The organism is Neisseria zalophi (assembly GCF_008807015.1).
Taxonomy (GTDB): Bacteria; Pseudomonadota; Gammaproteobacteria; order Burkholderiales; family Neisseriaceae; genus Neisseria; species Neisseria zalophi.
In genome coordinates this window covers 758,505-773,961 of sequence record NZ_CP031700.1, presented here as the reverse complement: position 1 = coordinate 773,961, position 15,457 = coordinate 758,505, and the positions used below count along the sequence as shown (strand labels likewise).

The following is a 15,457-nucleotide window of genomic DNA, read 5'->3' as shown; positions in this document are numbered from 1 at the left end:
ATTGAGATAATACATTGCCGTTTTATCTGCCACAAAGTTGGAATGATAACGCAATGTTTACCTATTTTTTGTGAAATAACCATTAAATTCTGAAATCAGCCGCTAAGATACAGCAAAAGCTATGATGATTCCAACATTACTTGCCATGCGCGACTTCCCACGTATGCGCGAGATTATCGGCATTTTGAGCAAATACGGTTTGGGCGAATTTGTACAACGTATCAAATTGTCTTATCAAGGTACCATTGATACCCATCCCGATCCCTCAAGCCGCTATATGAGTACGCCCCGCCGTTTCCGTATGGCGTTTGAAGAATTGGGACCGACATTTGTTAAACTCGGTCAGGTACTTTCTACCCGTGTAGATATTTTCAGCGCCGAATGGATTGAGGAATTTGAACAGCTGCAAAGTAATGTTACCCCCATTCCAACAGCCGATATCCGCACATTTATCGAATCATATCTGGAACGGCCTATCGGGGAAATATTTAAAAATATCGATCCAACTCCTATCGGAAGCGCCTCTATCGCCCAAGTACACCGCGCCGAACTATTAAATGGTGAGACTGTTGCCGTTAAAATCAAACGACCCGATATCGAATCCACCATTCAGGCGGATTTGCGTATTTTAACCCATTTAGCTAATCTTATTGAATCAGAAATTCCTGAAACACGACGTTACCGACCCGTGCAAATGGTACAGTATTTCTCCCGCAGCTTAGCGAAAGAAACCGATTTGTCAGTTGAGCTACGCTATATGCAGCGGTTTGCTTCGACTTTCGAAAAAGATAATTTTGTCCATATTCCCAAAGTGTATCAAGAATATTCCAACCGGCATATTCTTGTACAAGAATATATCAGCGATACTTTATTAAAAAATATACCGTCCGAAACATTTGATACAGATACGCGCCGCCATCTGGCAAAACAGATTACCGACACCCTGTTCACTATGATATTGAAACAAGGTTTTTTCCATGCCGATCCACATCCCGGTAATATTTTTATCAACCACAATGGTTGTATTACCTTTATCGACTTCGGGCTGGTCGGCCATCTCAGTAATACGCGCCGCCGAGAAATCGTGCGCCTGATTAATGCACTCACCCGCCATGATCAATTTACCATGCAATATGTATTGAGCAATTGGGCACAAGGTGACTTACCTGATGAAAACCTGCTGGGTGCCGACGTATTGGAAATGTTATTAAATTACGAACACACACCAATACGTGATTTACGAATCAGTCAAGTTATCAACGATATTACCCAACTCATGCGCCGCCATAGCTTAACATTGCCAGGGGACTTGGTCATGTTATTTAAAACACTGATTACTCTTGAAGGCGTGGTTAAGCGGCTAGATGGCAGTGTTGAGCTGCTCGAACAAGCCAAACCAATTGTTGAAGAAGTTTTCAATGAACGTATTTCATCTGAATATCTATTACGAAAAAGTAAAGTACACGCACAAACCATTGCCCAAGCTTTAGATGAGCTGCCACAAAATATTTTCCGCCTCAGCCGCCGCCTACAAAAAGGCCAGGTCGGCATCCATCTTGATTTCAAACATTTCAACCAACTTAGCCATCAAATTGATCATGCGACAAACCGCATGACTATGGGCATAGTCACTGCAGCATTAATTATCGGTTCTTCAATCGTGATGAGCATAGAAACCGGTCCAAAATGGTTGGGGTTTATTGGTTATCTCTTGGCATTGGGCAACAGTATTTGGATTATCTGGTCGATTTGGCGATCAGGTAAACATTAAATAGAATAGCATTAAGACTATTAAGCAAACAGCGGTTGGAGTAAACTGCGAACTTTAATGGTTTTAACTTGCTGTCCAATGAATAATCCTACTCCGCCCAAACATATTACCCTAATAGGTGTCGGCCTGATAGGTGGTTCGTTTGTACTCGATTTAAAACATAAAGGTTTGGTAACCTCGGTAACAGGTATTGATCTTAACCGTGACAATCTTGAACGGGCAATAGAACGCAAAGTGATTGATGTGGCTTTCAATCAGATTACTACCGAAGCACTTGCCGGAGCCGATTTGGTGATTATAGCAACACCTGTTTCTACCTTGCCTACTGTTTGTCATCAACTTTCGGACGTGCTTGACAGACATAGTGTATTAATTGATGTCGGTAGTACCAAACAATCTGCAATCAATTCATTTCAAAAATATCTACCGCATCACTTGCCCCGCTGCATTGCAACTCATCCTATTGCCGGTTCAGACCGCAGTGGTGCTTTGGCAGCTCAATTCGGCTTGTTCCAAGATAAAAAGCTGATTATCTGCCCCCATGGACAGGAAGACACTGAAAGTTTGAATTGGGTATCATCATTGTGGCAGGCTGTCGGCGCACAGACTCATCAAATGAGTGCCAGCGAGCACGACAGTATTTTTGCAGCAGTATCACACCTGCCACATGTCTTAGCTTATGCTTATGTAAATCAGATAGCGAACCATCCAAAAGGACAGGTTTATTTTGATTTTGCCGCTTCAGGTTTTCGCGATTTCACCCGCATAGCCTCCAGCCATCCGGATATTTGGACAGATATCTGCTTAGAAAATAAAAATAGTCTGCTTGCATTATTAAGTGGACAACAAGCCCAACTAGCCCGACTCGCTACAATGTTGGAGAATGGTGATACTGATGCACTTCACCGATACTTTGAACAAGCAAAGCAGGCCAGAGATGCTTGGGCTGCATTACAATAGATACAAGCTAAAGGCCGTCTGAAACTTATTCAGGTAATCTTAAACCCATATCGAATACAAAAAATGGAGTCATAACAAATATGTTTCGAAAATCACTGTGGTTAATTGTTGTATTATCCATACTGACCACTATCGGCTCACTCTTTGCACAATACGTCATGGGAATGAATCCTTGTGTATTATGTATCTTGCAACGGTTGGCCGTTATCGCTGTCGGCATAATGGCCCTGCTTACTGTATTTGGCAAACAGGCCACCCGATTAGGTCGTACCGTACGTGCTATTTTAGTGAGCATTCCTGCCTTGTACGGTATGGGGGTCGCTATCTACCAAATTTACCTTCAAAGCCTACCTCCCGGCACAGCCCCCTCTTGCGGCGCTCCTTGGACATTTCGTTTACGTGATTGGCCGCTGTTCGATTTATACGAACCAATCATCAGAGGGTTTGGTGACTGTGCCATACCTGATTATTTTTTAGGTATTCCCTTACCTGTATGGAGCATTTTGTATTTCGGCTTTGTACTATTATTACTATGGGGTAGTTGGTTTAAAAACCGTTAACACAACTTATGATGAACTTTATGGCTCAAGGGCTGACTAAATGCACAGGCAGTATTCAATACTCCGGATTGCTTAGGTCGGCCTTTTTGCTTTTGGTAAAAATACTACATTTCTTAACAGACGGTCTTTTTTGAGTTCTGATGGAAACTAAAACTGCAATTATCTGCCGAAAAAACAAAACTTAACAATCAAATACATATTGTTGCAATAAATCCAGTACCATGCGCAGTTTGGGTTTAGAACAACAATATTCATTATTGCATATATGATTTCAAGAAAGGAAATGTAATGTCTTTAGCAAAAGAATTTAAAGAGTTTATTATGCGCGGTAACGTAATCGACCTAGCTGTCGGTATGGTTATCGGTACAGCCTTCAGTGGCATTGTTAAATCTTTGGTAGACGATGTCATTATGCCGCCTATCGGTATATTGATTGGTGGTGTAGATTTCTCCAACCTTTTTATTACGCTAAAAGAAGGTACAACACCAGCGCCTTATGCTAGTGTTGCAGCAGCACAAGAAGTAGGTGCGGTAACTATGAATATCGGCCTGTTTATCAATACACTGATCAGCTTCGTGATTGTGGCAGCGGCTATTTTTATTGTTATCAAACTAATTAATAAAATGAAACGTGAGCAACCCGTAGTAGAAGAAGCACCTGCAGAACCTTCTGAAGAAATCTTACTATTACGTGAAATTCGTGATTCATTGAACAAATAATACACAGCTATTTACTTATTAAAGGCCGTTTGAATATTCAGACGGCCTTTTAATTTCTATATCACTTTAAAGTAAATCAAAATAAAACAATACCTAAATACTTGCATATAAAACATTTTACACAGACTGATGTCTTAATCTATTTAATAAAACATAGAACTGAAAAGATATATAGCAATATAGGAAACTAACCTTATAAGATAGCGATATTAAAACCTCCAATAAGAAATATTGACATTTCGCTTAAATGATACAAATACCTATCCTATTTACTTTCATAAAAAACGCCAATTGAAATTTCAATTGGCGTTTTTTTCAATAAAGATAAGTAATAACTTTATTGTGCTTCATCAACTTGTTCATTGACTTCAGCTTCATGATGAGCCTGCCATGTTTGGCGGCGAGTACGGTGGTAAGTTAAACCTGTACCGGCCGGAATCAGACGGCCTACAATCACGTTCTCTTTCAAACCACGCAGTTCGTCTTGTTTACCCATAATGGCAGCTTCTGTCAGCACTCGCGTTGTTTCTTGGAATGAAGCGGCTGAAATAAAGCTGTCGGTTGACAATGATGCTTTAGTAATACCCAATAACACATTTTCGTAACGAGCCGGCTCTTTGCCGTCTTTTTCCGCCCGCTCATTGGCCAAGGTCACATCACCGCGCTCAACTTGCTCACCAGTAATAAAGCCCGTTTCACCGGCATCAGCAATATTCACACGACGCAGCATTTGACGGATGATCACTTCAATGTGTTTATCGGAAATCTTCACACCTTGCAGACGGTAAACCTCTTGTACCTCTTGCACAATATAGCGTGCCAAAGCTTCAATGCCTTGTAAACGCAGAATATCATGCGGATCAACGGCACCGTCTACAATGGTTTCACCACGGTTTACTACTTGACCGTCATGCACCAAAATCTGTTTCTCTTTAGAGATCAGCGTTTCATAAGCTACACCGTCAACATCGGTAATAATCAAACGCTGTTTGCCTTTGGTTTCTTTACCAAACGATACGGTACCAGTTACTTCGGCCAACATGCCTGCGTCTTTAGGTACACGCGCTTCAAACAACTCGGCTACACGCGGTAGACCACCGGTAATATCACGGGTTTTAGATGAAGCTTGCGGAATACGCGCCAATACATCACCCTTACCGATTTCTTGGCCTTCCCGAACCGTAATCACCGCACCGACAGGGAATGTCATCGATACTGCAGTTTTCGTACCCGGCATACAAATTTCTTCACCGTTTTCGTCTAACAGTTTAACGGTCGGACGCAACAATTTAGAAGCAGATACGGAACGACGCTTACCGTCAATCACAACCAATGTAGACAAACCGGTTACATCATCAGTCTGTTTGGCAACGGTTACGCCCTCTTCTACATTCTCAAACTTAATTAAGCCGGCATGTTCGGTAATCATCGGACGGGTATGCGGATCCCATGTTGCCAAGGTTTGGCCCGCTTTCACCGCCGCACCGTCTTGAACCAACAAGATGGCACCGTAAGGTACTTTATGACGCTCACGTTCACGGCCGATTTCATCATGAATTACCAACTCACTGGAGCGGCCAATCACCACCAACTCGCCTTTATTGTTGGCAACATAACGCATTTGGCTGCTAAAACGTGCGGTACCGTTTGACTTAGCCTCTACTTGGCTTGCAGCTGCGGCACGGGAAGCCGCACCACCGATGTGGAACGTACGCATGGTCAACTGAGTACCCGGCTCACCGATAGACTGAGCGGCAATCACACCAACCGCTTCACCGGTATTCACCAGCTTGCCTCGTGCCAAGTCACGGCCATAGCAGTGTGCACACAAGCCATAACGGGTTTTACAAGTAATCGGCGTACGGACTTTAACTTCATCGACACCGGATTGGTCAATGATATCGACCAATTGCTCATTTAATAATGTACCCGCCTCTACCAAGGTTTCTCCGCTTGAAGGATCAATCACATCGGAAGCAGTTACCCGGCCTAAAATACGGTCACGCAGCGGCTCAATCACATCACCACCTTGTACAACGGCCTTCATGACAAAGCCATCAGTGGTACCGCAATCGTCTTCCACCACCACCAAATCTTGGGTCACATCAACCAAACGACGGGTCAGATAACCTGAGTTGGCTGTTTTCAACGCGGTATCCGCCAAACCTTTACGCGCACCGTGTGTCGCAATAAAGTATTGCAATACAGTCAGACCCTCACGGAAGTTAGAGGTAATCGGCGTTTCAATAATGGAACCATCCGGTTTCGCCATCAAACCACGCATACCGGAAAGCTGTTTAATTTGTGCAGCCGAACCACGAGCACCGGAGTCGGCCATCATATAAATAGAGTTAAACGACTCTTGATCGACTTCATTACCATCACGGTCAAGCACTTTCTGCGTAGAAAGATTATCCATCATCGCTTTGGCGATTCTATCGCCGGCACGACCCCAAATATCGACTACTTTGTTATAGCGCTCGCCATTGGTTACCAAGCCTTGACGGTATTGGTCTTCAATCTCTTTCACTTCGCTTTGTGCTTCAGCCAACAATGAGGCTTTCTCTTTCGGAATTTCCATGTCGTCGACACAAATCGAAATACCGCCTTTTGCTGCAAAACCGAAGCCCATATACATCAGATGGTCGGCAAAAATAACTGTGTCACGCAATCCGCACAAACGGAACGAAGCATTAATCAGCTTAGAAATTTCTTTCTTTTTCAATGCCTTATTAACATATTCAAAAGGCAATCCTTTAGGCAGAATTTCGCTCAATAAAGCGCGACCGACCGTTGTTTCATAGCGCTTAACAACAGGTTCGAACTCTCCTTGTTCATTCTTTTCCCACTCACGCAAACGAACGGTAATTTTGGTACCGAGCTCAACCTGTTTGGTATGGTAGGCACGATGTACTTCTTTAACATCGGCAAACAAGCTGCCTTCACCTTTTGCATTGATGCGGTCACGGGTCATGTAATACAGACCCAATACGATATCTTGTGAAGGTACAATAATCGGTTCGCCGTTAGCAGGAGACAACACGTTATTAGAAGCCAACATTAATGTACGCGCTTCCATTTGTGCTTCTAAACTCAACGGAACGTGAACGGCCATTTGGTCACCGTCGAAGTCGGCATTAAATGCCGCACAAACCAGCGGGTGAAGCTGAATGGCTTTACCTTCAATCAAAATCGGTTCGAAAGCCTGAATACCCAAACGGTGCAATGTCGGCGCACGGTTCAACATAATCGGATGTTCGCGAATCACTTCTTCCAGAATATCCCAAACTTCCGGTACTTCCTGCTCGACCAATTTTTTTGCCGCTTTTACGGTTGAAGCCAAGCCTTGTTTTTCCAATTTATGGAAAATAAACGGCTTAAACAATTCCAAAGCCATTTTTTTCGGCAAACCGCATTGATGCAGACGCAAGTAAGGGCCAACGGTAATCACGGAACGGCCGGAATAGTCGACACGTTTACCCAGCAGGTTTTGACGGAAACGACCGCCTTTACCTTTAATCATATCGGCCAATGATTTCAACGGACGCTTATTCGCACCGGTCATGGCTTTACCGCGACGGCCGTTATCCAACAATGAATCTACAGCTTCTTGCAGCATACGTTTTTCATTGCGAACAATAATATCAGGCGCATGCAACTCCAATAAACGTTTCAAACGGTTATTACGGTTAATTACGCGACGATATAAGTCGTTCAAATCAGAAGTCGCAAAACGACCGCCATCCAACGGTACCAACGGACGTAAATCAGGCGGCAACACCGGCAGCACATCCATAATCATCCATTCAAGTTTCATACCTGAACGTTGGAATGCTTCCAGTACTTTCAAACGTTTAGCAATTTTTTTGATTTTAGTATCAGAACCTGTTGATTCCAATTCTTGACGCAACACTTCGATTTCTGAAGTGATATCCAAGCTTCGCAATAATTCACGAACGCCTTCGGCACCCATTTTGGCGTCGAAATCATCACCATATTCTTCTAATTTGGTGTAGTAATCGTCTTCGGTTAACAATTGGCGACGTTGCAACGGTGTCATACCGGGATCGGTGACAACAAAAGCCTCAAAATACAATACACGCTCAATATCGCGCAGCGTCATATCCAATACCATACCCAAACGGGAAGGTAAGGATTTCAAGAACCAAATATGCGCAACAGGCGCAGCCAACTCAATATGTCCCATACGTTCACGACGTACTTTGGACAACGTTACTTCAACGCCACATTTTTCACAGGTTACGCCTTTAAATTTTAAGCGTTTGTATTTACCGCACAAACATTCATAGTCTTTAACCGGGCCGAAAATTTTGGCACAGAACAAACCATCACGTTCAGGCTTAAAGGTACGATAGTTAATGGTTTCAGGTTTTTTAACCTCTCCATAAGACCATGATCGGATAGTTTCCGGAGATGCAATACCAATTTTAATCGCATCAAATTCTTCTTCTATACCGGCAGACTGCAACGGGTTAAATAAGTTTAACAAATTCATTTTTGCTCCTTTTGGAACGGTAATTTTCAGACGGCCTATAACAAATTTTAAAGCCACTTATTTGAAAATCTTTTTTCAGACGGCCTCCTTAAAATAGGCCGTCTGAAACCGGTTCCGTAATTATTCAATAACGTTCCAGATCGATATCCAAGCCCAATGAGCGGATTTCTTTCACCAATACATTGAAAGACTCCGGCATGCCGGCATCGATTTTATGCTCACCTTTAACGATGTTTTCGTACATTTTGGTACGGCCTGTCACGTCATCCGACTTCACTGTCAACATCTCTTGTAAGGTATAGGCTGCACCGTAAGCTTCTAGCGCCCACACCTCCATCTCACCGAAACGCTGGCCACCGAATTGGGCTTTACCACCGAGCGGTTGTTGTGTCACAAGACTATAAGGACCGGTAGAACGGGCATGCATTTTTTCATCAACCAAGTGGTGTAGTTTCAAATAATGCATCACACCGACAGTCACTTTACGGTCAAACGGTTCGCCGGAGCGGCCGTCATATAATGTAATTTGTGTTTTGCTGTCGTTAAAGCCCAGTTTTTGTATTTCCGGATCTTCACTCGGATAAGCAAGATTCAACATCTCGTAGATTTCGTTTTCTTTTGCGCCGTCAAACACAGGTGAAGCAAAAGTGGCACCATCTTTCAAGTTTTCAGCCAAAACCAAAATCTCTTCATCACTTAAATCATCAAGGTTTTCCTGCTTACCGCTGCTGTTATAGAGCTGGTTCAAGAAGGCGCGGATATCACTTACTTTTCTTTGTTCGGCCAACATATGGTCTATACGCTCACCAATGCCTTTTGCCGCCCAACCCAAATGGACTTCCAAAATCTGACCGATATTCATACGGCTAGGTACGCCCAACGGGTTCAACACGATATCTACCGGACGGCCGTCTGCCATATAAGGCATGTCTTCTACAGGCAGAATGCGGGATACAACACCTTTATTACCATGTCGACCTGCCATCTTGTCACCGGCTTGCAAACGACGTTTGATGGCGATGAATACTTTAACCATTTTCTGAACACCCGGCTGCAATTCGTCGCCTTGAGTCAGCTTTTTCTTTTTCACTTCATATAATTCATCGGCTTCCGCACGTTTTTGCTGCAAGCTGACTTTAATCAGCTCTAATTGTTTTGCCAGTGATTCATCTGCCAGTCTGATATCAAACCAGTCATGTTTGCTAGGCAGAGAAGCCAAATATTCAGATGTAATATCACTATCTTTAGCTAATTTCAGAGGTCCGCCATTGGCTTTTTGGCCAACAATCATGCGCTCAATACGACTAAAGGCATCGTTATCAAAAATACGCAATTGATCGCTTAAATCTTGGCGGTAACGTTTCAATTCTGAATCAATAATAGCTTGTGCCCGTTTATCACGTTGAATACCTTCACGTGTAAATACTTGAACATCAATTACTGTACCGCTCATACCAGTTGGCATGCGCAAAGAAGTATCTTTAACATCTGAGGCTTTTTCACCAAAAATGGCACGCAGTAGTTTTTCTTCAGGCGTCAGTTGAGTTTCACCTTTAGGTGTTACCTTACCCACCAAAACATCCCCTGCTTCCACTTCAGCGCCGATATATACAATGCCTGATTCATCTAAACGATTTTGCATACGCTCAGACAAATTCGGAATATCTCGAGTAATATCTTCTGCACCAAGCTTGGTATCACGCGCAACCACATTTAATTCTTCAATATGAATAGAGGTGTAGCGATCATCTGCCGCTACTTTCTCTGAAATCAAAATTGAATCTTCATAGTTGTATCCGTTCCAAGGCATAAAGGCGATAGTCATATTTTGACCTAAAGCCAACTCACCCAAATCGGTGGATGCACCATCAGCTACCACATCACCACGTTGCAATACGTCACCCGCCTTCACGACAGGGCGTTGATTAATATTGGTAGATTGGTTTGAACGGGTAAATTTCATCAAATTATAAATATCGACGCCAACTTCACCTGCCGTAGCTTCAGCATCATGCACACGCACTACAATACGGTTTGCATCAACATATTCAACAATACCTCCGCGGCGAGCCACAATAGCAGTTGCAGAATCCACCGCTACGGAACGTTCAATACCGGTACCGACCATCGGTTTTTCCGGACGCAAACAAGGTACGGCTTGACGTTGCATGTTCGCACCCATCAAGGCGCGGTTCGCATCGTCATGCTCCAAGAATGGAATCAATGATGCTGCTACCGATACCACTTGGCCTGTTGCTACATCCATATACTGAACACGGTCGGCCGTGGCCATAATGGTTTCACCTTTTTCGCGACAGGTAATCAAATCACCAGTCAAGTTGCCGTCTGAATCCAATTCCGCATTTGCCTGCGCAATAACATAACGACCTTCTTCAATAGCAGACAAATAATCAATTTCATCGGTTACTTTTCCATCGATAACACGACGGTAAGGTGTTTCCAGGAAACCATATTCATTGGTACGCGCATAAACAGACAACGAGTTAATCAAACCAATGTTCGGACCCTCTGGTGTTTCAATCGGACATACCCGACCATAATGAGTCGGATGCACGTCTCGCACCTCAAAACCCGCACGCTCACGAGTCAAACCACCCGGGCCAAGAGCAGATACACGGCGTTTATGGGTAATTTCAGATAATGGATTCGTCTGATCCATAAATTGGCTCAGTTGGCTAGAGCCAAAAAATTCTTTAATCGCCGCTGAAACAGGCTTGGCATTAATCAAATCATGCGGCATCAAATTCTCAGATTCAGCCTGATTCAAGCGTTCTTTAACGGCTCTCTCAACACGAGCCAATCCACTACGGAATTGATTTTCAACCAATTCACCAACAGAGCGCACACGGCGGTTACCCAGGTGGTCAATATCGTCTACTTCACCATGTCCATTACGCAGCTCAACTAAAGTGGCAATAGAAACAACGATATCTTCCACACTCAGAACAAATCCGCCTTTTTCTGCCGCATCCGCAAACGTTTCATTTAATAAACGTCCATACCATGAGTTCGTTTGAATATCAGTTAATTTTTGCTCGTAAGTACGGGTATTAAATTTCATACGTCCCACACGAGACAAATCATAACTGTCTTCATTAAAGAACAAACGGTTAAAGAGTAACTCTACAGCTTCTTCTGTTGGCGGCTCACCTGGTCGCATCATACGATAGATAGCTACTCGTGCTGCTTGTTGATCAGCCGTCTCATCCGTACGTAATGTATTGGATATGTAGCCCCCCTGATCCAACTCATTAATATAAAGTGTTTCCACTTTTTCAACTGCGTGAATATCTAATTTGGCTAATAATTCTTCAGTGATTTCTTCGTTTGCCGCAGCTAAAACTTCACCTGTATCAGGAACAATCAAATCAGCAGACAATATTTTACCCAGCAAGCTTTCCGGATCAACATCTAAGCGTGTGAGCCCTGCATTGCTGATATCGCGAATATTTTTAGCAGTAATACGCTTGCCTTTGGCAACCAATACATTTCCGTCTTTATCAACAATATCTAATTTGGCAGTTTCACCTTTAAGGCGATTAACAATCAAATCAGTTTGAACACCATTTTTAGAAAGATAAAAGGTTTCTTTATCATAGAAAATATCTAAAATTTGCTCGCTATCATACCCAAGTGCTTTCAACAAAATAGTTACCGGCATCTTACGACGACGGTCAATACGGAAATATAATAAATCTTTAGGATCAAATTCAAAATCTAACCAAGACCCACGATAAGGAATAATACGGGCAGAGAATAACAACTTACCCGATGAGTGAGTTTTACCACGATCATGCTCGAAAAACACACCTGGCGAACGATGCAACTGAGAAACAATCACACGCTCTGTACCATTGATGACAAATGAGCCACTAGGTGTCATTAAGGGTATTTCACCCATATATACTTCATTTTCACGTACTTCTTTCACCGTTGGTTTAGAAGATTCTTTATCTAAAATCACCAACCGAATGCGAGCGCGTAATGGAGCTGCATAGGTAATTCCACGTAATTGACATTCAGGAATATCAAATAATGGCTCACCTAAAACATAATGTACAAATTCTAATCTTGCATAACCATTATGACTTACAATTGGGAAAATAGAATTAAATGCAGCCTGAAGACCTTCATCATTACGCTGATTAAATAATTTATCCAACTGTAAAAACTTAGAATAAGAGTCTAGCTGTGTTGCCAACAAAAAAGGAACACCAAGCACATTCGCTCTTTTGGCAAAACTCTTACGAATACGTTTTTTCTCGGTAAAAGAATAACTCATACAATACTCCATTAGTGGGAGGCTTTATCATCAAACAAAGTTTTAGAATTAAGCATAAAAAGTGATTAATGCACTTAAAACTTAAGTGAATAACAAGACAAGTAACAACTTAATAGAAAATAATTAAACTTAAATATTTACATTTATTTTCAAATAATTCAATTTAAAAATGTTAATAAATGTAAATATTTAATGATCAGCATAAAAACAAGTGAAATAAGGCTGGCAGAAAAATCTACCAGCCTTATTTCTCGCGAAATGATTATTTAATTTCAACTTTCGCGCCAGCATCTTCCAGTTGTTTTTGGATCTCTTCAGCTTCAGCTTTAGAAACGCCTTCTTTAACTGTTTTAGGTGCGCCGTCTACCATGTCTTTAGCCTCTTTCAAGCCTAAACCAGTGATAGCACGGACTACTTTAATCACACCCACTTTTTGATCGCCAGCAGAAGCCAAAACTACGTCAAATTCAGTTTTTTCTTCAGCGGCCGCAGCACCAGCACCTGCAGGACCAGCAACAGCAACAGCTGCAGCAGATACACCAAATTTTTCTTCAAACTCTTTAACCAAGTCATTCAATTCCATAACGGTCAAAGAACCAACTGCTTCTAAAATGTCTTCTTTAGTAATAGCCATGCTATTTAACTCCAAATTTATATAAAAAATAATTAAAACAAAACTAATTAAGCAGCTTCTTCACCAGCTTTTTTCTCAGCCAAAGCAGCCAAAGCACGCGCAAAACCTGAAACAGGCGCTTGCATAACGAACAGCAGTTTAGATAACAACTCTTCACGGCTCGGAATAGAAGCTAATTCACTTACTTGGGCGACATCTAATAAATCACCATTGTAAGAGCCTGCCTTAACAATAATTTTGTCATCTTTTTTCGCGAATTGATGCAGCACTTTTGCAGCAGCAACAGGATCTTCAGATGCAGCATATACCAAAGGACCAACCATTTGATCCGCTAAAGCAGCAAATGAAGTTCCCTCAACAGCACGACGAGCTAATGTATTTTTTAAAACACGCAAATATACACCTTCTTTGCGTGCATTAGCACGAAGTTCAGTCATGCTTGCAACACTGATACCGCGATATTCAGCAACTACCATAGTTTGAGCATTAGCAATCGCACTACTAATCTCTTCTACTGTTGCTTTCTTGGTTTCAATATTGAGACTCAAGGTCTACCTCCCACTGTTAAAAGAAGAAATACTGTTAGTATTCCATCAGCGCGGCAACCTAAAAAGACATTTTACAAGAAATACTTGATTATTCGATTCAGGACTACCGTCTGCGTAGGGCAGTTATGATTAAATCTTACGATCCCTACGGTCTTGGACATCTACTTAAAAATAAGTAGCCCAATTTTAAACAGCATTAATAAATACAACTTATATAATGCTGTTTAAAATTTTATTTAATTGACACTTGAAGTATCAACTCTAACACCCAAACCCATTGTGCTCGATAAGGCTATTTTCTTCAAATATTGACCTTTAGCAGCAGCAGGCTTGGCTTTAACGACTGCATCTAACAAAGCATTGAAATTTTCACGCAAATCAGCTTCAGAAAAAGAAGCTCGACCAATAGTAGCATGCACAATACCTGATTTATCAGTACGATATTGAACTTGGCCTGCTTTCGCATTTTTTACTGCTTCAGCAACATTTGGTGTAACAGTACCAACTTTAGGGTTTGGCATTAAACCACGAGGACCTAAAATCGTACCTAATTGACCAACGATACGCATGGCATCTGGTGAAGCGATCACAACGTCAAAATTTAAATTGCCTTTTTTGACCTCTTCAGCCAAATCTTCAAAACCAACTACATCTGCACCAGCAGCTTGAGCAGCTTCAACATTTGCACCTTGAGTAAAAACAGCTACACGAGTAGTTTTACCAGTACCTTTAGGTAAAACAACAGAACCACGAATAACTTGATCTGATTTACGCGGATCAACGCCTAAGTTAAAAGAAACATCAATAGATTCATCAAACTTAGCAGTGGCAGATTTTTTTACCAAAGCAATTGCTTCATCAATCACATGTAGCTTATTAGCCTCTAAAGAGGAGCGCAAAGCCTTTAAACGTTTAGAAATTTTAGCCATTACACACCCTCCACATCTAAGCCCATAGAACGAGCAGATCCGGCAATAATACGAACAGCAGCATCCAAATCAGCAGCGGTCAAATCCGGCTCTTTAGTTTTTGCAATTTCTTCCAACTGAGCTCGAGTCACTTTGCCCACTTTATTTGTCAAAGGATTAGAACTACCTTTTTGAACACCAGCAGCTTTTTTCAGCAAAATAGTTGCCGGCGGCGTTTTCATCACAAAAGTAAATGATTTATCCGCAAAAGCAGTAATAACAACTGGAATCGGCAACCCTGGCTCCATGGATTGTGTTGCAGCATTAAATGCTTTACAAAACTCCATAATATTCAATCCACGTTGTCCCAAAGCCGGGCCTACGGGAGGAGATGGATTAGCTTTACCTGCAGGAATCTGCAGCTTAATGTAACCTACAATTTTTTTTGCCACTTTTAATACACTCCTAAAAACGGGTCAAACGCAGAAAATCCGCTTCCCAAAAAAGTTAAGCTAGTATTATAACTAATAAATTAAT

At 42.1% G+C, this 15,457-nt stretch carries 10 protein-coding genes; 4 read left to right on the top strand and 6 right to left on the bottom strand.

Annotated features, from left to right (window positions below; all coding sequences use genetic code 11):
• Positions 1 to 121 precede the first annotated feature (121 nt).
• The 4 genes from D0T92_RS03495 (at position 122) to mscL (ending at position 4,011) form a co-directional block, all read left to right on the top strand.
• Positions 122 to 1,771 (top strand): ABC1 kinase family protein, encoded by a 1,650-nt coding sequence (locus tag D0T92_RS03495; RefSeq protein ID WP_151050262.1) that lies wholly within the window; start codon positions 122 to 124, stop codon positions 1,769 to 1,771.
• Between the two features lie 78 nt (positions 1,772 to 1,849).
• The gene (locus tag D0T92_RS03490; protein WP_151050259.1) at positions 1,850 to 2,731 is read left to right on the top strand and encodes a prephenate dehydrogenase; all 882 of its coding nucleotides are present in this window, start codon (positions 1,850 to 1,852) and stop codon (positions 2,729 to 2,731) included.
• A gap of 80 nt (positions 2,732 to 2,811) precedes the next feature.
• On the top strand, positions 2,812 to 3,291 hold the full coding sequence (locus D0T92_RS03485) for a disulfide bond formation protein B (RefSeq protein WP_151050257.1): 480 nt from the start codon (positions 2,812 to 2,814) through the stop codon (positions 3,289 to 3,291).
• A 288-nt stretch (positions 3,292 to 3,579) separates the two neighbouring features.
• Positions 3,580 to 4,011: a large-conductance mechanosensitive channel protein MscL gene (mscL, locus tag D0T92_RS03480; RefSeq protein WP_151050256.1), complete on the top strand. Its 432-nt coding sequence runs from the start codon at positions 3,580 to 3,582 to the stop codon at positions 4,009 to 4,011.
• Positions 4,012 to 4,348: 337 nt separating this feature from the next.
• Here the strand turns inward: mscL and rpoC are convergent, their stop codons facing one another.
• The 6 genes from rpoC to rplK all read right to left on the bottom strand — a co-directional run bounded on the left by rpoC (position 4,349) and on the right by rplK (position 15,372).
• Positions 4,349 to 8,527 (bottom strand): DNA-directed RNA polymerase subunit beta', encoded by a 4,179-nt coding sequence (gene rpoC / locus D0T92_RS03475; protein WP_151050253.1) that lies wholly within the window; start codon positions 8,525 to 8,527, stop codon positions 4,349 to 4,351.
• 124 nt (positions 8,528 to 8,651) lie between these two features.
• On the bottom strand, positions 8,652 to 12,830 hold the full coding sequence (gene rpoB / locus D0T92_RS03470; RefSeq protein ID WP_151050251.1) for a DNA-directed RNA polymerase subunit beta: 4,179 nt from the start codon (positions 12,828 to 12,830) through the stop codon (positions 8,652 to 8,654).
• 262 nt (positions 12,831 to 13,092) lie between these two features.
• Positions 13,093 to 13,464: a 50S ribosomal protein L7/L12 gene (gene rplL, locus D0T92_RS03465; protein WP_151050249.1), complete on the bottom strand. Its 372-nt coding sequence runs from the start codon at positions 13,462 to 13,464 to the stop codon at positions 13,093 to 13,095.
• Positions 13,465 to 13,511: 47 nt separating this feature from the next.
• Positions 13,512 to 14,012, bottom strand: a complete 501-nt coding sequence (gene rplJ / locus D0T92_RS03460; protein ID WP_151050247.1) for a 50S ribosomal protein L10 — start codon at positions 14,010 to 14,012, stop codon at positions 13,512 to 13,514.
• A 236-nt stretch (positions 14,013 to 14,248) separates the two neighbouring features.
• Complete coding sequence (gene rplA, locus D0T92_RS03450; protein ID WP_151050245.1) at positions 14,249 to 14,941, bottom strand: 50S ribosomal protein L1; 693 nt, start codon at positions 14,939 to 14,941, stop codon at positions 14,249 to 14,251.
• Positions 14,941 to 15,372, bottom strand: coding sequence for a 50S ribosomal protein L11 (rplK, locus tag D0T92_RS03445; protein ID WP_151050243.1), 432 nt, complete (start codon positions 15,370 to 15,372; stop codon positions 14,941 to 14,943). Before rplK ends, rplA begins: the two co-directional genes overlap by 1 nt.
• Positions 15,373 to 15,457: the final 85 nt, after the last annotated feature.

Coding starts and splice junctions, on each gene's coding strand:
- D0T92_RS03495 (WP_151050262.1), top strand. CDS start 122: ATGATGATTCCAACATTACTTGCCATGCGCGACTTCCCACGTATGCGC.
- D0T92_RS03490 (WP_151050259.1), top strand. CDS start 1,850: ATGAATAATCCTACTCCGCCCAAACATATTACCCTAATAGGTGTCGGC.
- D0T92_RS03485 (WP_151050257.1), top strand. CDS start 2,812: ATGTTTCGAAAATCACTGTGGTTAATTGTTGTATTATCCATACTGACC.
- mscL (WP_151050256.1), top strand. CDS start 3,580: ATGTCTTTAGCAAAAGAATTTAAAGAGTTTATTATGCGCGGTAACGTA.
- rpoC (WP_151050253.1), bottom strand. CDS start 8,527: ATGAATTTGTTAAACTTATTTAACCCGTTGCAGTCTGCCGGTATAGAA.
- rpoB (WP_151050251.1), bottom strand. CDS start 12,830: ATGAGTTATTCTTTTACCGAGAAAAAACGTATTCGTAAGAGTTTTGCC.
- rplL (WP_151050249.1), bottom strand. CDS start 13,464: ATGGCTATTACTAAAGAAGACATTTTAGAAGCAGTTGGTTCTTTGACC.
- rplA (WP_151050245.1), bottom strand. CDS start 14,941: ATGGCTAAAATTTCTAAACGTTTAAAGGCTTTGCGCTCCTCTTTAGAG.